This is a genomic window from Streptomyces sp. PH10-H1 (assembly GCF_030063355.1).
Taxonomy (GTDB): Bacteria; Actinomycetota; Actinomycetes; order Streptomycetales; family Streptomycetaceae; genus Actinacidiphila.
Genome location: NZ_JASISZ010000025.1, coordinates 40,803 through 60,534 on the forward strand (window position 1 = coordinate 40,803; position 19,732 = coordinate 60,534).

At 71.9% G+C, this 19,732-nt stretch carries 18 protein-coding genes, 1 tRNA gene and 2 pseudogenes; 14 read left to right on the forward strand and 7 right to left on the reverse strand.

Annotated elements, in window-relative coordinates; all coding sequences use genetic code 11:
* Positions 1-184: 184 nt before the first annotated feature.
* From QMK24_RS17225 to QMK24_RS17235, 3 genes are all read left to right on the forward strand, one after another.
* Positions 185-2,062, forward strand: coding sequence for a tetratricopeptide repeat protein (locus QMK24_RS17225; protein ID WP_283466977.1), 1,878 nt, complete (start codon positions 185-187; stop codon positions 2,060-2,062).
* Positions 2,063-2,147: 85 nt separating this feature from the next.
* Positions 2,148-2,221 (forward strand) — tRNA-Met (locus QMK24_RS17230).
* A 222-nt stretch (positions 2,222-2,443) separates the two neighbouring features.
* Positions 2,444-3,805: a HEAT repeat domain-containing protein gene (locus QMK24_RS17235; protein WP_283466979.1), complete on the forward strand. Its 1,362-nt coding sequence runs from the start codon at positions 2,444-2,446 to the stop codon at positions 3,803-3,805.
* Here QMK24_RS17235 and QMK24_RS17240 read toward each other — a convergent pair.
* A complete protein-coding gene (locus QMK24_RS17240; RefSeq protein ID WP_283466980.1) occupies positions 3,771-4,181 on the reverse strand; it encodes a Fur family transcriptional regulator in 411 nt (136 codons plus the stop codon). The genes QMK24_RS17235 and QMK24_RS17240 overlap by 35 nt on opposite strands.
* Before the next feature lie 142 nt (positions 4,182-4,323).
* On the opposite strand from QMK24_RS17240, the gene QMK24_RS17245 reads away from it, so the two are divergent.
* Positions 4,324-5,784 carry a catalase gene (locus QMK24_RS17245; RefSeq protein WP_283466983.1) on the forward strand — a complete coding sequence of 487 codons (1,461 nt, stop codon included), beginning with the start codon at positions 4,324-4,326 and terminating at the stop codon, positions 5,782-5,784.
* A gap of 127 nt (positions 5,785-5,911) precedes the next feature.
* On the opposite strand, the gene QMK24_RS17250 is transcribed toward QMK24_RS17245, so the two are convergent.
* Both QMK24_RS17250 and hisN read right to left on the reverse strand, forming a co-directional pair.
* A complete protein-coding gene (locus QMK24_RS17250) occupies positions 5,912-6,331 on the reverse strand; it encodes a CBS domain-containing protein (RefSeq protein WP_283466984.1) in 420 nt (139 codons plus the stop codon).
* Between the two features lie 107 nt (positions 6,332-6,438).
* On the reverse strand, positions 6,439-7,239 hold the full coding sequence (gene hisN / locus QMK24_RS17255) for a histidinol-phosphatase (protein ID WP_283466986.1): 801 nt from the start codon (positions 7,237-7,239) through the stop codon (positions 6,439-6,441).
* A gap of 133 nt (positions 7,240-7,372) precedes the next feature.
* Between hisN and QMK24_RS17260 the strand changes: the two genes are divergently transcribed.
* On the forward strand, positions 7,373-8,050 hold the full coding sequence (locus tag QMK24_RS17260; protein ID WP_283466987.1) for a TetR/AcrR family transcriptional regulator: 678 nt from the start codon (positions 7,373-7,375) through the stop codon (positions 8,048-8,050).
* Positions 8,051-8,339: 289 nt separating this feature from the next.
* A complete protein-coding gene (locus tag QMK24_RS17265; RefSeq protein WP_283466988.1) occupies positions 8,340-10,145 on the forward strand; it encodes an MFS transporter in 1,806 nt (601 codons plus the stop codon).
* On the opposite strand, the gene QMK24_RS17270 is transcribed toward QMK24_RS17265, so the two are convergent.
* The 4 genes from QMK24_RS17270 to QMK24_RS17285 all read right to left on the reverse strand — a co-directional run bounded on the left by QMK24_RS17270 (position 10,037) and on the right by QMK24_RS17285 (position 13,706).
* Positions 10,037-10,360 (reverse strand): DMT family transporter, encoded by a 324-nt coding sequence (locus QMK24_RS17270; protein WP_283466989.1) that lies wholly within the window; start codon positions 10,358-10,360, stop codon positions 10,037-10,039. The genes QMK24_RS17265 and QMK24_RS17270 overlap by 109 nt on opposite strands.
* Positions 10,361-10,539: 179 nt before the next feature.
* Positions 10,540-11,541: a ribosome small subunit-dependent GTPase A gene (rsgA, locus tag QMK24_RS17275; protein WP_283466991.1), complete on the reverse strand. Its 1,002-nt coding sequence runs from the start codon at positions 11,539-11,541 to the stop codon at positions 10,540-10,542.
* A gap of 7 nt (positions 11,542-11,548) precedes the next feature.
* Complete coding sequence (aroA, locus tag QMK24_RS17280; RefSeq protein WP_283466993.1) at positions 11,549-12,886, reverse strand: 3-phosphoshikimate 1-carboxyvinyltransferase; 1,338 nt, start codon at positions 12,884-12,886, stop codon at positions 11,549-11,551.
* 106 nt (positions 12,887-12,992) lie between these two features.
* Positions 12,993-13,706, reverse strand: coding sequence for a M50 family metallopeptidase (locus QMK24_RS17285; protein WP_283466994.1), 714 nt, complete (start codon positions 13,704-13,706; stop codon positions 12,993-12,995).
* Between the two features lie 54 nt (positions 13,707-13,760).
* Here QMK24_RS17285 and QMK24_RS17290 point away from each other — a divergent pair, with 54 nt between their 5' ends.
* The 8 genes and pseudogenes from QMK24_RS17290 to QMK24_RS17325 all read left to right on the forward strand — a co-directional run bounded on the left by QMK24_RS17290 (position 13,761) and on the right by QMK24_RS17325 (position 19,696).
* Positions 13,761-14,576 carry an SOS response-associated peptidase gene (locus QMK24_RS17290; protein WP_283466995.1) on the forward strand — a complete coding sequence of 272 codons (816 nt, stop codon included), beginning with the start codon at positions 13,761-13,763 and terminating at the stop codon, positions 14,574-14,576.
* A 41-nt stretch (positions 14,577-14,617) separates the two neighbouring features.
* Positions 14,618-15,262 carry an alpha/beta hydrolase family protein gene (locus tag QMK24_RS17295; protein WP_502962511.1) on the forward strand — a complete coding sequence of 215 codons (645 nt, stop codon included), beginning with the start codon at positions 14,618-14,620 and terminating at the stop codon, positions 15,260-15,262.
* A 248-nt stretch (positions 15,263-15,510) separates the two neighbouring features.
* Positions 15,511-16,176 (forward strand): sigma-70 family RNA polymerase sigma factor, encoded by a 666-nt coding sequence (locus QMK24_RS17300; protein WP_374117423.1) that lies wholly within the window; start codon positions 15,511-15,513, stop codon positions 16,174-16,176.
* Positions 16,173-16,496, forward strand: coding sequence for a mycothiol system anti-sigma-R factor (gene rsrA, locus QMK24_RS17305; protein ID WP_283467000.1), 324 nt, complete (start codon positions 16,173-16,175; stop codon positions 16,494-16,496). The genes QMK24_RS17300 and rsrA overlap by 4 nt, the downstream gene beginning before the upstream one ends.
* 218 nt (positions 16,497-16,714) lie before the next feature.
* Positions 16,715-17,203 (forward strand): annotated as a pseudogene (locus tag QMK24_RS17310) (HD-GYP domain-containing protein); the annotation flags it as partial.
* A 240-nt stretch (positions 17,204-17,443) separates the two neighbouring features.
* Positions 17,444-18,468: pseudogene (locus QMK24_RS17315) on the forward strand (HD domain-containing protein); the annotation flags it as partial.
* The gene (locus QMK24_RS17320) at positions 18,468-18,683 is read left to right on the forward strand and encodes a biotin/lipoyl-binding carrier protein (RefSeq protein ID WP_283467001.1); all 216 of its coding nucleotides are present in this window, start codon (positions 18,468-18,470) and stop codon (positions 18,681-18,683) included. The pseudogene QMK24_RS17315 and the gene QMK24_RS17320, both read left to right, overlap by 1 nt.
* Before the next feature lie 17 nt (positions 18,684-18,700).
* Positions 18,701-19,696 carry a tetratricopeptide repeat protein gene (locus QMK24_RS17325; RefSeq protein ID WP_283467002.1) on the forward strand — a complete coding sequence of 332 codons (996 nt, stop codon included), beginning with the start codon at positions 18,701-18,703 and terminating at the stop codon, positions 19,694-19,696.
* The last annotated feature ends 36 nt before the right edge of the window (positions 19,697-19,732 follow it).

Sequence of the window (19,732 nt, forward strand, 5' to 3'; positions counted from 1 at the left end):
TTAAAATCCTGTCCCCGCTACTGAATAAGTGGCTGGTATTCAACAGACTCCGAGCCTCTTCTATATGGGGGACACTCGCAGAACTGCGTTTGGTAAGGCGTCAAGTCGGGAAGTCGACAAAACGCTGAAGTGACCAATTGGGTTGCGGTATACCAGGTGTACGGCGGTAGCGGGTGGTGCGACGATGGACCTTATGGGGGATGGTGCAAGACTGCTGAATACTCGTCAGATCCATGATCGAGGGTCGACGGGTGACTTGTCGACGTCCGCTTCCAGGCTCGTTCCGGCTGTCACCAGCCTACTGCCGGCGCCGCGCGCCGCCGAGCCGCTGCCGGCCACCCAGTCCGACCTGCCCGAGCTGTGCGGAGTCGCCGAATTCGCCGACGAGGACAGCCTCGTGGTCCGCGAAGAGGCCGAGATCGAGGCCCGGCACCGCCGTGCCGCCGACCATGGCGACCCCGTCGCGATGAGCGTGCTGGGCACGCTACTGCTGCGCCGCGGCGACCTGGACGGCGCCGAGCCCTACCTGCGCGGCGCGACCGCGAACGGGGACCGCGCCGCCGCCAACAACCTTGCCCTGCTGCTGCATCAGCGCGGCTACGCCGACGAGGCCGCCAACTGGTGGCGGATCGCCGCCGTCGCCGGCTCGGCTCCGGCCGCGCACGCGCTCGGCCGGCACTACCGCGAGCGCGGTGACGAGCCCGGCGCCGAGTACTGGCTGCGCCAGGCCGCCGAATCGGGCCACACGCTGGGCGCGTACGCCCTGGCCGACCTGCTCGACCACCGCCGCGACGTCGGCGCCGAGCGCTGGTTCCGGGTCGCCGCCGAGCACGGCCACCGTGAGGCCTCGTACCGCATCGCCCGGATCTGCGCCGAGCGCGGCGAGGAGGTCGAGGCCGAGCAGTGGTACCGGCAGGCCGCCGCGCGCCGGCACCGGCGTGCCGCGCTGCGCCTCGGCACGCTCCTGGAGGAGCGCGGCGAGATCAAGGAGGCCGGGCACTGGTACCTGACCGCGGCACGCGACGGCGAGGCGCGCGCCGCCTGCGCGCTCGCCTTCCTGCTGCGTGACGCCGGTGACGTGGACTCCGCCGCCACCTGGTGGCGGCGCGCCGCCCAGGCGGGCGACGGGAACGCCGCCAACGCGCTCGGAGCGCTGCACGCCCAGGAGGGCGAGACCCAGACCGCCGAGCGCTGGTACCGCAGCGCCCTGGCGGCGGGCGACGTCAACGGGGCGTTCAACCTCGGCCTGCTCTGCGCAGGCCAGGGCCGTACCGCGCAGGCCGAGCAGTGGTACCGCAAGGCCGCCTACGCGGGCCACCGCGAGGCCGCCAACGCGCTCGCCGTCCTGCTGCTGCAGCGCGGTGACGCGGCCGGCGCCGAGCCGTGGTTCTCGAAGGCGGCAGAGGCCGGCAGCGTCGACGCCGCCTTCAACCTCGGGATCCTGCACGCCAACCGGGGCGACGAGGCCGCCGCCCGCGGCTGGTACGAGAGGGCCGCCGCGGCCGGGCACTCCGAGGCGGCGCTCCAGGTCGCCATCGTGCTCCAGCGCGAGGGCGACAGCCACGGCGCCGAGCGCCACCTGCGCTGCGCCGCGGGCGGCGGCAGCCCCGAGGCAGCCTTCCGGCTCGGCGCGCTGCTGGACCGGGCGGAGACCGACGAGGCCGAGGAGGAGGCCGAGGAGTGGTACGCCCGTGCCGCCCGGCAGGGGCACCGGCGGGCCCAGGTGCGGCTCGGCATGTGCGCCGCCAAGCGCGGCGACGTCGTCGACGCCGCCCACTGGTATCGCGAGGCCGCCGAGGCCGGCAGCCGTGACGGCGCGTTCAACCTCGGTCTGCTGCTCGCCCGCGAGGGCAGCGAGCCGGAGGCCGCCCTGTGGTGGACCCGTGCCGCCGACGCCGGCCACGGCCGCGCAGCACTGCGGATGGCCCTGCTCGCCGCCCGGCACGGTGAGCTGGCCGAGGCCCAGGGCTGGTGCGCCCGCGCGGTCGAATGCGGCCCGGCCGAGGTCGCCGAGCGTGCCGCGCGGCTCACCGACGCCGTGAAGCACGAGCTCACGGCGTAGCAGGGCCCTTCCGGGCCTGCCGTTGGCCCCTACGGAATGGATTTGCGCTGCTCAGCGCCGCTGGTCTACAGTGAGGGCACAACGACGCGGGGTGGAGCAGCTCGGTAGCTCGCTGGGCTCATAACCCAGAGGTCGCAGGTTCAAATCCTGTCCCCGCTACTGACACAGAAGGCCCGGTTCCTGAGAAATCAGGAACCGGGCCTTTGTCGTTGTCCCGGGCTCGGAACCGGCTCGGAACGTGGCTCAGAGCCAGGCTGCGGCCAGGGCCGCGGAGCGCCGAGTAGTGGCTCGGACATCGTTCGGGCAAAAGCGCGCAAACAGCCTTGGAAGCCCTCGGTCTTCGCGCGATCCTGGTCTCCTACGCGGTGCGAGGAGGCGGGGTTGCTGCGCGGACGGCTTGGGCGGACCGTGGTGCGGCGGCGTGACAGACCCGCGCCGGCCGGTGTGGTGGACCCGGAGCGCTGGAGCGGGCTGTGCCGGGCCGCCGTGACCGGCCGTCCCGACGCGGTCCAGGCACTGCTTGACGCCCTGCGGGCCGCCGTGGACGGCGGCCTCCCGTACGACCGCGCCGCGGCGCTCGAGGCGCTGCTGCAGGCGCCACCCGAGCTGCTGCCGCAGCTGGACCGCGGCGCCCGCCGAGCGGGCGGTACGACGCCGCCGCACCGCCCCGGCGGCACCGATCCGCTGCGGCTGCTGCTCGCCTCGCTCGACCGGGACGGCCATGTCCGGCAGGAGGCGGTGGAGGCGCTGACCGGGGTCGGCGGGCCGCTGGCCGCGGCGGCGCTGAGCCTGCGTACGGTCGACTGGGTGCCCGCGGTGCGGGAGCGCGCTATGGCGGCGCTGCCCGCCAGGACGGCGCCCGACGAGGTCGCGGCCGCTCTGCGGCTGATGCTGCGGCTGGGCGGCAGGCGCCGGGCGGGCGGACAGCCGGCCGGCTACCGCAAGGTGCTCATGGAGCCGCGGTACCGCAGGGCGGTCCGGGCGCTGGCCGCCGACAGAGATCCGCGCACCCGCCGCTTCGGAATGGAACTGGCCCTGGAATTGGGGGAGTACGTACGCGGCGACCTGCTGCGGACCGCGCTGCGCGACCGCGACCAGGTGTGCCGGCGGCTGTGCGCGGAGCGGCTGCTCGAAATCGATCCGGACCAGGCCGGACGGCTGATGTGGGCGCGCAGCGCGGCGGTGCGGGAGCTGGCGGTGGCCGCGCTGCCCGCGGACGTGCCGGCCGTGCGTCTGGTGGCTCCGCTCGCCGACCCGGCCCGGATGGTACGGGCGCAGGCCAGATGGCAGCTGTACCGGCGTGGTGAGCCGCCGGCCGGGGTCTACCGCAGGCAGCTGGGACGGTGCGGGCACGGCAGTCCCCGGCTGGTGGCCGGGCTGGTGGCGGGTCTGGGCGAGTGCGGGGACGTGACGGATGTGCCGCTGCTGCTGCGCTTCACCGATTCCGGTCCCGCCGGCTGCCCGCCGCGGGTGCGGCGCTGCGCGGTGCGGGCCCTGGGGCGGCTCGCGCGGCCGGAGGATCTGGTGCGGATGCTCGCGCCGCTGGCGCTCGACCGGGATCCGGGGGTGGCCAGGGAGGTGTTCGAGGCGCTGGGGCGAGTGGCGGGGGAGGTGCCCGCCGAGACGGTCTGGGTGGGCAGGACCCGTACCGAGCCCGCGGTGCGCAGGGCGGCGGAGCGGCTCGCGCCGGGTGCCGGGGCCGCGTCCGTCAGGAGCAGTCGGGGCACAGGCCGCGGAAGGTGACCTCGACGTCGGCGATGGTGAAGCCGAAGCGCTCGGCCGCCGGGAGGCTCGCGAGCGGGTCGCCGGCGGGATGGACATCGCGGATCGTGCCGCAGCGCGAGCAGATCAGGTGCTGGTGCGGCTGGTGCGCGTTCGGGTCGTACCGCTTGGCGCGGCCGTCGGTCGCGACCTCGGTCACCTCGCCGAGGGTGACCATCTCGCCCAGCGTGTTGTAGACGGTCGCCCGGGAGATCTCGGGCAGCCGGGAGGAGGCACGGGCGTGCACCTCGTCGGCGGTCAGATGGACATGGTCGCCGTCGAGGACCTCGGCCACGACCCGCCGCTGGGCGGTCAGCCGCCAGCCGCGTTCGCGCAGTCGTTCCAGCAGGTCACTCATGCGCATCAGCCTAACAGTGCGCGGTCCATGATCTGAATGCATCCGAGAATGGTTCTCTTCTTGACTTGGACTCTGTCTATCGTAGGATTGATTCCGGCGACAGCCAAGGGACAGGTCGAATCCAGGATCCAGGGAGACGTACGTGACGGTTCAGGAAACGGGCCCGCTGACCACCGAGGCCGGTGCGCCGGTGGCGGACAACCAGAACAGCCAGACAGCCGGCCTGGGCGGCCCGGTCCTGATCCAGGACCAGTCGCTGCTCGAGAAGCTCGCGCACTTCAACCGTGAGCGCATCCCGGAGCGCATCGTGCACGCCCGCGGCGCCGGTGCGTACGGCACCTTCACGCTGACCCGTGACGTCTCGGAGTGGACCCGGGCGACGTTCCTGTCCGAGGTCGGCAAGGAGACCGAGACCTTCCTGCGGTTCTCCACCGTGGCGGGCAACCTGGGCTCGGCGGACGCGGTACGCGACCCGCGCGGCTTCGCGCTGAAGTTCTACACCGAGGACGGCAACTACGACCTCGTCGGGAACAACACCCCGGTGTTCTTCATCAAGGACGCCATCAAGTTCCCGGACTTCATCCACACCCAGAAGCGCGACCCGTACACGGGCTCCCAGGAGGCGGACAACGTATGGGACTTCTGGGGCCTGAGCCCCGAGTCCACCCACCAGGTGACCTGGCTCTTCGGTGACCGCGGCATCCCGGCGACGCTGCGCAACATGAACGGCTACGGCTCCCACACCTACCAGTGGAACAACGCCGCGGGCGAGGTCTTCTGGGTCAAGTACCACTTCAAGACCGACCAGGGCATCAAGAGCCTGACGTCGGAGGACGCGGCGGTCCTCGCGGGCGCGGACCCGGACAGCCACCAGCGCGACCTGCGCGAGTCGATCGAGCGCGGCGACTTCCCGTCCTGGACGGTGCAGATCCAGGTCATGCCGGCGGCCGAGGCGGCCAACTACCGCTTCAACCCGTTCGACCTCACCAAGGTGTGGCCGCACGCGGACTACCCGCCGATCGAGATCGGCAAGCTGGAGCTCAACCGCAACCCGGAGAACATCTTCGCCGAGGTCGAGCAGTCGGTCTTCTCCCCGGCGCACTTCGTGCCCGGCATCGGCCCGTCCCCGGACAAGATGCTCCAGGGCCGGCTCTTCGCGTACGGCGACGCCCACCGCTACCGCGTCGGCATCAACGCCGACCACCTGCCGGTGAACCGCCCGCACGCCACCGAGGCGCGCACCAACAGCCGTGACGGCTTCCTGTACGACGGCCGTCACAAGGGCGGCAAGAACTACGAGCCGAACAGCTTCGGCGGCCCGCAGCAGACCAACGAGCCGCTGTGGCAGCCGACTCCGGTCTCCGGTGTCACCGGCACCCCCGAGGCGCCCTCGCACGCCGAGGACAACGACTTCGTGCAGGCCGGCAACCTGTACCGGAACATGTCCGAGGACGAGAAGGAGCGCCTGATCGCCAACCTGGCGGGCTTCATTGCCAAGGTGTCGCGTGACGACATCGCCGACCGCGCGGTGAACAACTTCCGCCAGGCGGACCCCGACTACGGCAAGCGGCTGGAAGCCGCGGTCCAGGCCCTCCGCGGCTGACCGGACGCGCTGCCGTAAAACCGAAGAGGCCGGACGCCAATGGGCTCCGGCCTCTTCGCTGTCTCCGGACGGACCTGTCGCCGTTCAGCCGGACAGACACTGCCCGTCGGGCAGTGTGCTGGTGCTCTCAGCCGGCCAGCGCGCGCTGCGTGGTCTGCGCGCTCGCGGCAGTCCGTTCCGGGGCCCAGCAGCGGATGATGTCGCGAACCGACACCACTCCGACCGGGTCGCGGCCGTCCAGCACGATCAGGTGCCGGAATCCGCCGTGCACCATGGCGGACGCGGCGTCCTCCAGGGTCCACTCGGGCGAGGCGAAGACGACGTCGGTGGTGGTGTGGTCGTGGGCGGTCTCGAGGTCCGGATTCAGACCGGTGCCGATGGCGTTGAGAATGTCACGCTCGGTGAGGATGCCGAGTCCCCAGGTGTCGGAGTCGAGGACGACCGCCGCGCCGATCCGGCGTACGGACATCAGGCGGGCGGCCTGACGCAGGGTGTGGGCGGGTCCGATGGTCAGTACGACGGTGCTCATGGCGTCTCGGACGAGCATGGCGGCCCCTAGAGAATGAGAATGCGTTCACAAGTTCACAAGCTCGGGCATTCTCATGTTCACATGCGCTTCCCCGGGCAGCAAGGGGAAGCGCGCGGCCACTTCGCTCAGCCCGTGCGTCCGAGGTAGCCCAGCAGCTCCTCGTGGAGCAGCCCGTTCGAGGCCGCCGCGTTCCCGCTGTACGGGCCCGGCTCGCCGTCCAGGCTGGTGTACCGGCCGCCTGCCTCCTGCACGATCACGGCGGGCGCCGCCATGTCCCACAGGTTCAGTTCCGGTTCCGCGCAGATGTCGACCGAGCCCTCGGCGACCATCATGTACGGCCAGAAATCGCCGTAGCCGCGGGTGCGCCAGCAGTTCCGGGACAGGTGGAGGAAGCCGTCGAGGCGGCCCTGCTCCTCCCAGCCGCTGAGCGAGGAGTACGCGAAGGACGCGTCCTCCAGTTTGTTGATCTTCGACACATGGAGCCGGGTGGCGGCCGACAGGCTGCGCCCGGTGTACGCGCCGCCGCCCTTGGAGGCCCACCAGCGGCGTCCGAGCGCCGGCGCGGAGACCACACCCACCACACCCTCGTCCCCGTTCTCCCCACGCACCATCAGGGCGATGAGGGTGGCCCAAACGGGCACCCCCCGGACGTAGTTCTTGGTGCCGTCGATCGGGTCGACGATCCAGCGGCGCGGTCCGGTGCCGTGGCTGCCGTACTCCTCGCCGAGTACCGCGTCCCGGGGCCGGGCACGGCCCAGCTGGCTGCGGATCAGCTCCTCCGCCGCCTTGTCCGCCTCGCTCACCGGGGTCATGTCGGGCTTGGTCTCGACCTTGAGGTCCAGAGCCTTGAAGCGCTCCATGGTGATGGCGTCGGCAGCATCCGCGAGGATGTGGGCGAGGCGCAGGTCGTCGTTGAAGTCGGGCATAGAGCGAACAGTAGCGATCGCAACCGGCCGAGGTCACGTGGGCAGTGCGCGGAGCCTTGACAGGGGTCTGCGGCGCGTCAATTCTTTGCGCACGGCCGCTGTGCGGGACATATGCGGGGCCTTGGAGGCAAACGTGCCTACTGCGCGGGAATCCTTACTGGATGCGGCTTTGGCCGCACTTGGCGCCCGGCCGTGGGCGGCGGTGCGGATGGTCGATGTGGCGCTGGCGGCCGGGGTGTCCCGGCAGACCCTCTACAACGAGTTCAGCAGCAAACAAGGCCTCGCCCGTGCGCTCGCGCGGCGCGAGGCCGACGAGTTTCTGGCCGGAGTCGAGAACGCCCTGGCCGAGGCGGAACGGCGTGGCGCGGACGCGGGCGAATGCTTCGCGGCCGCCACGGCCTGGACCCTCCACGCCGCGCGCCGCAGCCCGCTGGTCCACGCCACCCTGACCGGCTGCCGCAGCGAGCGGCTGCCCGCCGCGGCGGGCAGGATCCCGGCCCAGCGCTCACCGCGGACCCCTGCGGCGCTCAGCGCGGCCGTACCCGCCGCGGCAGGGCGTACCGCGCCGTCGCCCGCGACCGCGGCGGACGCCGTGCTCTCGCCCGCCGAACTCGTCGTCGAGATCCGCGACCGCGCGGTCGGCGCTCTCGAACACGGCTGTCCCAAGCTGAACCTGGCCGACATCGGCTGGGCCTGCGAGGCCGCGGTACGGCTCACCCTGGCCTACGTCGTCGCCCCCGCGAGCTCCGACGAGGACGCCTGCCGGCAGGTGGCGCGGCTGGTCCGCGGCCTGCTCGCCCGCGGCTTCTGACCGTCGGGAACGAGCGGGCCGCGGGGATGCTCCGGCTACTTCAGCCCGCCCATGGTGTTGTAGTTCCAGTCGGCCAGCCCTGAGACGCCTCGGCCTGCCACTACCCCCGGGTACGCGAGGTGGTCTGAGACGCGGTCGCTCAGCGGGCCGGCGCAGCGAACGGCCGCGTCGGCATGCGCACGTGTCGGCATGCGCACGCGTACGGCGGTCAGCGGTTGGTGCGTGACCGGTCAGCGCCCTCGGAGAGGCTTCGAGCCAGGGAAACCACACCACTCAGAGGGAGCACGACATGACGGGGACAGCCACGACCGGCGGAACGGCTCCGGCCGGCCGCAAGGAATGGATCGGCCTGGGGGTCCTCTTCCTCCCCACCCTGCTCATCTCGATGGACATCAGCGTGCTGTTCTTCGCGCTGCCGTTCATCAGCGAGGACCTGGCGCCCAGCGGGACCCAGCAGCTGTGGATCATGGACATGTACGGCTTCGTACTGGCCGGCATGCTGATCACGATGGGCGCGCTCGGCGACCGGATCGGCCGGCGCAGGCTGCTGCTCATCGGTGCCACCGCCTTCGGTATCGCCTCCGTCGTCGCCGCGTACTCCGGCAGCGCCGAGGTGCTGATCGTCACCCGTGCGCTGCTCGGCCTGGGCGGGGCCACCCTCATGCCCTCCACGCTCGCCCTGATCCGCAACATGTTCCACGACGCCAAGCAGCGCAAGACCGCGATCTCCATCTGGACCGGTGCCATGGTCGGCGGCGCCACCATCGGCCCGATCATCGGCGGTTTCGTCCTGGAACACTTCTGGTGGGGCGCGGCATTCCTGATCAACGTGCCCGCCATGGTGCTGCTGCTGGTCCTCGCTCCGGTGCTGCTGCCCGAGTACCGCGCCCCGCACGCCGGCCGCTTCGACCTGCTCAGCGCGGTCCTGTCGCTCGGCGCCGTACTCCTGGTCATCTACGGGATCAAGCAGATGGCCGTGCACGGCGTCGAGTTGGTGCCCGCCCTGTCGATCGCCGTGGGGCTGGTCCTGGCCTGTGTCTTCGTCCGCCGGCAGCGGACCTCGGCCAATCCGCTGATCGACATCGAGCTGTTCCGGCAGCGGACCTTCAGCGCGTCCATGCTGATCAACGTGCTGGCCATGTTCGCCTTCATCGGGGTGACCCTCTACACCAACCAGTATCTGCAACTCGTGCTCGGCAAGAGCCCGTTCCACGCCGCACTGTGGTCCATGGCCGTCATGCCCGGCATCATGATCGCGATGACGGTCTCCGGCGTCCTCGCCAATAAGGTGCGCCCCGCCCACCTGCTGGCCGGCGGGCTGGTGCTGACGACCATCGGGGCCCTGGTGCTCACTCGGGTCAGGACCGACTCCAGCATCGCGCTCGCCCTGACCGGCGCCGGACTGCTCGCCGCCGGACTGGTCGTGGGCACCACGCTCACCGCCGACCTGATCCTCGCCGCCGCGCCGCCCGAGCGGGCCGGCTCCGCCTCCGCACTGTCGGAGACCGGCAGCGAATTCGGCGGCGCGCTCGGCATGGCGATCCTGGGCAGCATCGGCACGGCCGTCTACCGCGACAGGATGACCGGTACGTCCCCCGCCGCGCACGAGACCCTCGGCGGCGCGGCCGCCGAGGCCGCCCGGCTGCCCGGCAAGGCCGGCGCGGAACTGCTCTCCACGGCCCGCGAGGCCTTCACAACGGGCATCCACGCCGCCGCCGTCGCAGCCGCCCTCGTCACGTTCCTGGCCGCGGTCCTCGCCGTCATCCTGCTCCGCGAGGTGCCGGCACCCGAGCCGGGCGACAAGAACAGCAAGACCGCCAAGGGCGCCAAGGGCGCTGGGAGCGACGGGGATTCAGCGGAGGCGCCGGCGGGCGGGACCGTCACGGAGGCGGTCGCGAGCCGAGCGGAGCAACGTGACAGCGGGGCTCTCCGGCGAAACCGCCGGACGGCCCCGCTGTCACGTCCGGACGAGCGGACGGCCGGCGATCAGTGCGAGGAACCCGAGAGTTGCAGGCCCACAACGCCCGCCAGGACCAGACAGATCGAGACGATCTTGAGTGTCGAGACGATGTCACCGAGGAAGACCATGCCGTAGATGGCGGTGCCCGAGGCACCGATGCCCGTCCAGACGGCGTATGCGGGGCCGACGTCGAGCTTCTTCAGGGCCATCGTCAGCAGGCCGAAGCTGCCGAGGGCGAAGAGCGCGAAGGCGATGGTCGGCCACAGTCGGGTGAAACCGTGGGAGACCTTGAGACAGACCGCGAATCCGGTCTCCAGGATGCCTGCGACCACCACGAGTAGCCATGCCATCGGGGTGCCTCCCGTTCCGTCGCCGTGCCCGCCGTCCGTGCCGCCCGCTGTCGGACTGATGGATCATCACACAGCCTGCCCGGAAATGGCGGCAACGTTCCTCGGATGGAGGGCAAACGGGCGAACGAACGCGAACGAAGGCCAACGAACGCGAACGAAGCGGAATCAGCAGCCGCGGATCAGTCGCCTTCCCGGCGTTCGCGGGTCGCGAGCAGCCGGCGCAGGGAGTCGAGCCGCGCCGGATCACCGTGACCGTCGGCGACCCAGGCGTCCAGCGCGCATTCGGGCTCGTCGTGACTGCAGCCACGCGGGCAGCCTTCGGTGCCGGGCACCAGCTCGGGGAAGGCCAGGATGACGCGGGACGGATCGATGTGGTGCAGACCGAACGACCGCACCCCCGGGGTGTCGACGACCCAGCCCGCGTCGCCGGGCAGCGGGAGCGCCAGCGCCGAGGTGGTGGTGTGCCGGCCGCGGCCGGTGACCGCGTTCACGATGCCGGTGGCGCGCTGCCGTTCCACCAGCGCGTTCACCAGCGTGGTCTTGCCGACGCCGCTGTGGCCGACGAACGCGGTGATCCGGCCCTTGAGGCGCTCGCGGACCGCGTCCACACCGCCGGTCAGGAAGGTGTCCCGACTGGTGACCACGTAGGACACGCCCAGCGTGGCGTAAGTCTCCAGCAGCGTTTCCGCCGACGCCAGATCGGACTTCGTCAGGACGAGCAGCGGTTCGAGGCCCGCGTCGTAGGCCGCCACCAGACATCGGTCGATCATGCGGGGGCGCGGCTCGGGGTCGGCCAGCGCGGTGACGATCGCGAGCTGGTCGGCATTGGCGACGACCACGCGCTCGTAAGGATCGTCGTCATCGGCGGTGCGCCGCAGCACGGACTTGCGCGGCTCGACGCGCACGATCCGCGCCAGGGTGTCCTTGTCGCCGGTCAGATCGCCGACGACCGCGACCTGGTCGCCCACCACGGCGCTCTTGCGGCCCAGTTCACGGGCCTTCATCGCCACGATGGTCCGCTCGCCGATCAGTACGTGCAGTCGGCCGCGGTCCACGGTGAGGACCATGCCCTCGGCGGCGTCCTCGTGCTTGGGCCGGATATTGGTGCGGGGACGGTTGCCCTTGGTGTTCGGGCGGACCCGGATGTCGTCCTCGTCGGGGTTCTTGCCGTAGCGGCGCATGGCGCGGTCAGCCCCGCCCTGCCGTGACGGTGGCACCGAGCATCTCGGTCCACAGCTCAGGGAACTCCGGAAGCGTCTTGGCGGTGGTGGCGACGTTCTCCACCTGGACGCCGGCCACGGCCAGGCCGAGCACGGCCGCCGCCGTGGCCAGCCGGTGGTCCTCGTAGGTGTGGAAGACCCCGCCGTGCAGCGGCCGGGGCCGGATCCGCAGTCCGTCCTCGGTCTCGGTGGCATCGCCGCCCAGAGCGTTGATCTCGTTGGCGAGCGCTGCGAGGCGGTCCGTCTCGTGCAGCCGCAGATGGGCGATGCCCGACAGCACGGACTCCGACTCGGCCAGCGCCGCGACCGCCGCGATGACGGGCGTCAGCTCGCCGACCTCGTGGAGATCCGCGGTGATTCCCAGGATCCGGCCGGTACCGGTGAAGGTCAGCCCCTGCTCGGTCAGCTCGTACTCGCCGCCCATGCGAGTGAAGATCTCCCGCAGTGCGTCGCCCGGCTGGGTGGTGTGCTCCGGCCAGTCCGGCACGGTGACCCGGCCGCCGGTGACCAGTGCCGCGGCCAGGAAGGGCGCCGCGTTCGACAGATCCGGCTCCACGGTCAGGTCCCGGCCGAGCAGTGCGCACGGCGCGACCCGCCACACATTCGCCTCGCCGCCGTCCTGCGGGGCGTCCACCTGGGCGCCCGCGATCCGCAGCATGTCGATCGACATACGGATGTGGGGGAGCGAGGGGAGGGTGTGGCCGGTGTGGCGCAGCTCAAGCCCCTGGTTGAACCGCGGCCCCGACAGCAGCAGCGCGCTCACGAACTGCGAGGACGACGAGGCGTCCACCTCCACCGCCCCGCCGGAGAGTGACCCCGCGCCCTGCACGGTCAGCGGCAGCGCGCCGCGGCCCTCGTCGTCGATCCGCGCGCCCAGGGTGCGCAGTGCGTCGATCACGCCGTGCAGCGGCCGCTCGTTCGCCCGCGGGTCACCCTCGAAGCGGACCGGGCCGTCGGCCAGCGCCGCGACCGGCGGCAGGAAGCGCATGACGGTGCCGGCGTTGCCCACGTCGATACGGGCCGGGCCGTGCAGCCCGGCCGGGATGACCCGCCACGCCTCGCCGCCGCCGTCGGTGTTCACCGTCTCGTCGATCTGCACGCCCATGGCGCGCAGCGCGTCCGCCATCAGTACGGTGTCGCGGCTGCGCAGCGGGCGGCGGATCCAGCCCGGTTCTGACGCGTGCGAGGCGAGCACCAGCGCGCGATTGGTGACCGATTTCGATCCGGGCACGGTGACCGTTGCGTCGACAGGGCCGGACGCGACGGGGGCGGGCCAGAGAGCGGTGTGCGGGGAACTGTCGGTCATGGGCACCAAGCCTAGTGGCTGGCGGCGGCCCTGCCCGGAGCGCGGCAGCCCCGGCGGCGGCCGGGGGGCCGCCCGGGCGGCCGCCGGGGCTGGGACTACACCCCGATTACACCCCGAGCAGCCAGCGGCCACCGCCGACGAGCGCGCAGATCGCGGTCGCGTAGAACAGCAGCATCCACAGCCCCACGGGGGTGTGGGTCAGCCGGCTCAGCTGATCCGCGTCCGAGGTGTTCGACCGCTCGCGCCGGCGCGTGCGCTGCAGCTCGAAGACCGGACGCGCACCTCCGAGCAGCAGGAACCACACGACGAGATAGGCGAAGGCCGCCTGGATCTCCGGCGCGGTCAGCCAGGAGACCAGCAGGAACGCGGCGCCGGTCATCACGACGGTCAGCGCCCCGTAGGCATTGCGGATCATCACCAGCATCACCAGCAGCAGGGCGGTGGCACCCCACAGCAGCGCCGTGATGTGCCCGGCCGCCAGCAGTGCCGCCCCGCCCAGGCCCAGCAGCGGCGGCGCGGTGTATCCGGCGGCGGCCGTCAGCACCATGCCGGGGCCTGAGGGCTTGCCGCGCGAGACGGTGAGGCCCGAGGTGTCCGAGTGCAGCCTGATGCCGTCCAGGCTCCGGCCGGTCAGCAGCGCGAGCAGGCCGTGGCCGCCCTCGTGCGCGATCGTGATCGCGTTGCGGCTCAGCCGCCATATGCCGTGCGGCAGCACAGCGGCCAGCGCGATCAGTGCGGTGCCGCCGACCAGCCAGGCCGACGGATCGGGCTGGGTACCGACCACGCGGTCCCATAGGTCCGTAAAGCTTGTGATATCCATCGTTCCCCTGCAACGAGCGGCGCCATGTCGGAGTGCCGTGGCAGTCTGGCACTCATGTGCGGACGATATGCGGCGAGCCGGCAACCCGGGGATCTGGCGGCTCTCTTCGAGGTCCAACAGTGGGATCCGAAGGAGGAGTTGGCGCCGGACTGGAATGTGGCACCGACGAAGTCGGTGTACGCGGTACTGGAGCGGCCGGTGAAGGGCTCGGGCTCCGACGGGCCGGTGCGGCAGCTGCGCGTGCTGCGGTGGGGGCTGGTGCCGTCGTGGGCGAAGACGCCGGAGGCCGGCGCGAAGATGATCAACGCGCGGGCGGAGACGGTCCACGAGAAGCCGTCGTTCCGCCGGCCCTTCGCCGCCCGCCGCTGCCTCATACCGGCGGACGGCTACTACGAGTGGGTCACCGCGAAGGACGAGCGGCAGCTGGAGGAGCAGGGGAAGAAGAAGCGGGCGCGCAAGCAGCCGTACTTCGTGACCCCGGAACAGGGCTCGGTCATGGCGATGGCCGGGCTGTACGAGTTCTGGCGGGACCGGACCCTGCCCGACGACCACCCGCAGGCGTGGTGGTCCACCTGCACGGTCATCACGACGGAGGCGGAGAGCAGCCCGCTGGCCGGGTTCGACGGCGAGGGCCCGGCGTCGCTGGCCGACATCCACCCCCGGATGCCGCTCGTCCTGACCCCGGACCGCTGGGACGCCTGGCTGGATCCGGCCGTGACCGATCCCGACGAGCTCCGCGGCCTGCTCGCGGTTCCGCCACCGGGGCTGATGCGGGCGTACCCGGTCGGCACGGAGGTCAGCAAGGTGCAGAACAACGGCCCGCACCTGACCTGCGCCCTCGCCGCCCCGGCGGAGGAAACCCTCTTCTGAACCGCGTCCCGGTCCCCGTTCCGCCCTCCGCGGGCGGCAGGATGGGCCGGGTGATCGGGACACCGGCGGGCGAGGCCCGCGTGACGTGGCATGACGGCGGGCGCGACGCGCGGGCGGTACTGGCGCTGGGACACGGCGCCGGTGGCGGGATCGAGGCGCGGGATCTGGCCGCGCTGGCGGCCGCGCTGCCCGCACGGGGAGTGACGGTGGCGCTGGTGGAGCAGCCGTGGCGGGTGGCGGGGAAGAAGGTGGCGCCCGCCCCGAAGACGCTGGACGTGGCGTGGCGGGCGCTGTGGCCGGTCCTGGCGGAACGCGGGCTTCCGGTGATCGCCGGCGGCCGGAGCGCGGGGGCCCGGGTGGCCTGCCGTACGGCCCTGGAGCTGGGGGCCGCCGCCGTGCTGGCGCTGTCCTTCCCGCTCCACCCGCCGGGCAGGCCCGAGAAGTCCCGGGCCGCGGAGCTGCTGGGGGCGGGCGTCCCGACGCTGGTGGTGCAGGGCGGGCGCGATCCGTTCGGGCCGCCGGAGGAGTTCCCCGCAGGAACGGAGATCGTCGCGGTGCCGTACGCCGACCACGGCTTCGCAGTCCCGAAGAAGGCGGAACTCTCCCAGCAGGACGCGCTCTCCGTCATCACGGACGGCGTCGGTGACTGGCTGGCCGCGCTCGGCCACGCGAACGCCCGGGAATGACGGCCGGAATCTCTGCGTTGTCCGGATCACCGGTACGAAAACGCAGAGTGCAGAGTGAGGAAGGCAGCCGCATGGTTTCAGCCGCATGCCAGCCGCGCGCGAACGCGAAGGCGCAGGCGCCCTACCTGGACTGGGCCCAGTGGCCTGCGACAGGCGGCAGGACCGGCACGTCCGGCACGCCGATCTCCGGCGGGATATCCTCCGAACCAAGCGGGTCCGGTTTTGGGCCCGTGACCGTTCTGGAGGAGGTGGTTCCGGTCACCGGCACCGACGACAGCACAGCAGGTGCTGCGGGCACGGCCGGCGAGGAAGCACAGGAGAGCTCCGCCGAGCGCAATGAGCGCTTCGAGCGTGACGCCCTCACCTTCCTCGACCAGATGTACTCGGCCGCGCTGCGGATGACCCGCAATCCGGCTGACGCCGAGGACCTGGTGCAGGAGACGTACGCGAAGGCGTACGCGTCCTTCCATCAGTTCCGTGAGGGCACGAACCTCAAGGCGTGGCTCTACCGCATTCTCACCAACAGCTTCATCAACTCCTACCGTAAGAAGCAGCGCGAACCGCTGCGCAGCGGTTCGGAGGAGATCGAGGACTGGCAGCTCGCACGCGCCGAGTCGCACATGTCGACCGGCCTGCGGTCGGCCGAGTCCCAGGCACTCGACCACCTGCCGGACTCCGACGTGAAGTCGGCGCTGCAGGCGATCCCCGAGGAATTCCGTATCGCGGTCTATCTCGCGGACGTCGAGGGCTTTGCGTACAAGGAGATCGCCGACATCATGGGGACACCCATCGGCACGGTGATGTCCCGACTGCACCGCGGGCGGCGCCAGCTGCGCTCGATGCTCGAGGACTACGCCCGTGAGCGAGGGCTCGTCCCGGCCGGCGCGGGAGACGAGAAGGGCTCAGGGACATGAGCTGCGGCAACGCACACGAGACGGACTGCTCCGAGGTACTCGACCACCTCTATGAGTATCTCGACGAAGAGATGTCCGACGACGCCTGCGCCAAGTTCAGGGAACACTTCGACGAGTGCCACCCCTGCTTGGAGAAGTACGGCCTCGAACAAGCGGTGAAGAAGCTCGTCAAGCGCTGCTGCGGTCATGACGACGTTCCCACCGACCTTCGGTCGAAGGTCATGACGCGGATCGAACTGATCCGTTCCGGCGAGATCGTGCCGGTGCCGGAACAGGTACCGGAGATCATCGCCGGGAGCGGAGCCGAAGCTCACCCGTAGGGGTGACTCGCGACAGGCCCATTCCGCGCATACCGCACATCGGCCTCCTGCCCGACGGGCGCGGCTCTATCCTCCGAGAACTCAACGGGGGCTGAGCCGCGCCTGTCGCGTGCCGAGGAGGCAAGGTGCTGGATATCCTGCCGGGCCCGCGGACCCTGCCCCCGGCGGCCCGCGCCCACATCGCGGCGGTCCTGCTCGTCGCCGCCTTGTGCGCGGCCCCCGAGGAGCGCCGGGTGATCGAACTGCACCCGGAGTACGGCCATGAGGTGGTGCGCGGCATCGCGTTCCTCGGCGAGGCCCGCGCCGCGATCCTGCACCACCACGAACGTATCGACGGCAGCGGCTATCCCTTCGGGCTCACCGGTGACCGGATCCCCGAATTCGCCCGCGTGGTCGCCGTCGCCGACGCCTTCGACGCCATGACCTCCACCCGCAGCTACCGCTGCGCCAGGGGCGTCGACGAGGCACTGGCCGAATTGCGCCGCTGCGCCGGAGCTCAGTTCGACCCGGTCATGGTCACCGCGCTGGTCAGCGCTCTCGGCCGGCACGGATGGACCCCCACGGCGACGGCCGACGGGCCCGACGGGACGGAGCAGGTCCCGGTGCCCGGCGCCCCCGGGCCGGCCCTGCCGGTTCCGCGTGCTGCCGGCCGCGCGACGACCGCTTCCGGCCCTTCCGGCCCTTCCGGCCCGGAACGCCGTCCGTGACGGCCCCGGGCGACGATCCTCCGGAGCGGCCCGCGGAGGGTGGCCCTGCCGGTTCAGTGTCCCGCCGAGCGGGCGACGACCGCCTCCGGCCGGGAATGCCGTCCGTGACGGGCCCGCGCGACGATCCCCTGGAGCGGCCCCCGGCGGCACCGGCGGCACCGGTCACACGGGGCGCACCGGCGGCACCGGCCGCACCGCCAGCCCGGCGCCGGGCCCCGGAGCGCCCGGTGCCAGGACGGCCGACGCCGGGGACACCATCGACACCCGGCCGCCCGCCGCGTCCTCGCCGTGGCCTTCGCGGCGACCTGCTTCCAACCGCTCTACAACTCCGGCCTGCTGGAGCGCCTCTTCGACCCCGACCCGCTCTACGCGCTGTTCCTGTTCGCGCTGCTCGCGCTCACCGCCCTGTGCGACGCGGTGCTGGCCGCCGCGCTCGTCGCCGCCAGGACCGGCTACCCGTTCGCACCCGTACTCCGCGACCAGCTGCGCGCCCTGCCCACGATCGGCTCCGCCGTCTGCGCGGGCGGGGTGGTGATGGCCCTCGCGGTCGGGGTGGCCGGGCTGTGGGCCCTGCCGGTCCTCAGCCTCCCGCTGCTGCTCACGCAGGTCTCGTTCCGCCGCCACGCCGCGATCCGGGCCACCTACCGGCAGACCATCGCCTCCCTCGCCCGCGCCACCGAGGTCGCCGGATACACCCCGGTGGGGCATGCGCGCCGGGTCACCGCGCTGAGCGGGGAGGTCGGCCGGGAGCTGGGGATGGCGCAGCGCGAGCTGCTGCTCCTGGAGTACGCGGCCCTCATGCACGACATCGGCCAGCTGTCCCTCGTCGATCCCCTCCCCGGCGGGGCCACCGAGCCGCTGGAACCGGCGGAACGGCGCCGTATCGCGCTCCTGGGGGTGTGGTGGTCCGGCAGACCGGCGTGCCCGCCGAAGTGGCCGTGATCGTGGAGCGCCAGGCCGATCCGTACCGTGAACAGCCTCTTGCCGGCCGCATCGTCCGCGCCGTCAACGCGTACGAGGATCTGACCGGGGAGAAAGCCGGCCTCGAGCGCCGGCTGGCGGCCGTGGAACGGCTGCGGCTGGCCACCGCCCACGACTACGATCCGGGCGTTGTCGCCGCCCTGACCCGGGTTCTCGCCCGCGGGGGAGCCGGTGGGGGAGCCCGTGAGGGAGGGAGCCGGGTGCCCGGTCGCGAACCGGACGGTAATGAGCGGCTCTCCCGACCGGCATGGTTGGATGCGGCTGGGGATGGCAAGGAGAAGTGATGAGCAGCGAAATCCGGGCTGAGGCGGCGGCCGAAGTGTGGAAGGTTGTCACTGAGCGGGGGGACGATCTGCGGGAGGGCGGGACCGTCGTCATCCTGGAAGCGGTGAAGAAGAAAATCCCGGTACCCACCGAGATGCCGGGAATCGATACCGGGCTGAAGGTGTCCGAGGGGGACGTGGTGCGGGAAGGCGACGTTCTGGCCGTGATCGGCTGAGCAGGCAGGCGGGAATCGTGAGGATCTTCGGCAGAGTGCGGCACCGGCCCTCCACTACGTGGCGGCAGGCCACCGACCGCGCGTTCTCGCTCATCAGCGACGGGCGCTACGAGGACGCGGGGGCGCTGCTCACCCGCGCCGCCGACATGGAGCCCTGGCTGTCGGAGTCCTGGTACAACCTCGCGCTGCTGCACAAATTCCGCCACGACTGGGAGCAGGCCCGCACCGCCGGGCTGCGCGCCGTGGCCCTCCTGGACCGCGATTCCGGCGCCCCGGACTGGTGGAACCTCGGCATCGCCGCCACCGCCCTGCAGGACTGGCCGCTGGCCCGCCGCGCCTGGCAGGCGTACGGCCTGCGGCTGCCGTCCGGCTCCGCCGAGAGCGTCTCCGAGGAAGCGGTGCGGCTGGCGCTGGGCAGCGCCGCGGTACGGCTGTCGCCGGAGGGCGAGGCCGAGGTCGTCTGGGGCCGCCGGCTGGACCCGGCCCGGGTCGAGGTCCTCAGCATCCCGCTGCCGTCGTCCGGCCGCCGCTGGGGCGAGGTCGTCCTGCACGACGGCGTACCGCACGGTGAGCGGGCCACCGCGGAGGGCTCCGAGAGGTCGGTGTACCCGGTGTTCGACGAGATCGAGCTGTGGGCCCCCTCGCCGGTTCCCACCTGGCTGGTGCTGCTGGAGGCCGCCACCGCGGCCGACCGGGACGCCCTGGAGCGGCTCGCCGCCGACGCCGGCTTCGCCGCCGAGGACTGGTCGTCCTCCGTGCGGCTGCTGTGCCGCACCTGCTCCGAGAGCCGGATGCCCACCGACGACGGCACCATGACCTCCCGCGACCCCCACGACCACAGCGAACCGGGCCATCCCGGCCACCTCAGCCACCGCAGCGCGGGCGCCCAGTGGGTCCCCGAACGCGAGTGCGGCATAGCGGCGCCCGCCGCCCTGGTCCGCGGCCTTCTCGACGGCTGGATCGCCGACAGTCCCGACACCCGGGACTGGCGTGATCTGGAGGAGGTCTGCTGACCTTGCGCGGCCCCGTACGCTTGACGGGTCGATGAC

Excerpts from the sequence above, each read along its gene's own strand:
- QMK24_RS17225 (WP_283466977.1), top strand. The coding sequence starts at position 185 with ATGGACCTTATGGGGGATGGTGCAAGACTGCTGAATACTCGTCAGATC.
- QMK24_RS17240 (WP_283466980.1), bottom strand. The coding sequence starts at position 4,181 with ATGAGTGACCTGCTGGAACGACTGCGCGAACGCGGCTGGCGGCTGACC.
- QMK24_RS17250 (WP_283466984.1), bottom strand. The coding sequence starts at position 6,331 with ATGCTCGTCCGAGACGCCATGAGCACCGTCGTACTGACCATCGGACCC.
- hisN (WP_283466986.1), bottom strand. The coding sequence starts at position 7,239 with ATGCCCGACTTCAACGACGACCTGCGCCTCGCCCACATCCTCGCGGAT.
- QMK24_RS17265 (WP_283466988.1), top strand. The coding sequence starts at position 8,340 with ATGACGGGGACAGCCACGACCGGCGGAACGGCTCCGGCCGGCCGCAAG.
- QMK24_RS17270 (WP_283466989.1), bottom strand. The coding sequence starts at position 10,360 with ATGGCATGGCTACTCGTGGTGGTCGCAGGCATCCTGGAGACCGGATTC.
- rsgA (WP_283466991.1), bottom strand. The coding sequence starts at position 11,541 with ATGCGCCGCTACGGCAAGAACCCCGACGAGGACGACATCCGGGTCCGC.
- aroA (WP_283466993.1), bottom strand. The coding sequence starts at position 12,886 with ATGACCGACAGTTCCCCGCACACCGCTCTCTGGCCCGCCCCCGTCGCG.
- QMK24_RS17285 (WP_283466994.1), bottom strand. The coding sequence starts at position 13,706 with ATGGATATCACAAGCTTTACGGACCTATGGGACCGCGTGGTCGGTACC.
- QMK24_RS17290 (WP_283466995.1), top strand. The coding sequence starts at position 13,761 with ATGTGCGGACGATATGCGGCGAGCCGGCAACCCGGGGATCTGGCGGCT.
- QMK24_RS17295 (WP_502962511.1), top strand. The coding sequence starts at position 14,618 with ATGGGCCGGGTGATCGGGACACCGGCGGGCGAGGCCCGCGTGACGTGG.
- rsrA (WP_283467000.1), top strand. The coding sequence starts at position 16,173 with ATGAGCTGCGGCAACGCACACGAGACGGACTGCTCCGAGGTACTCGAC.
- QMK24_RS17320 (WP_283467001.1), top strand. The coding sequence starts at position 18,468 with ATGAGCAGCGAAATCCGGGCTGAGGCGGCGGCCGAAGTGTGGAAGGTT.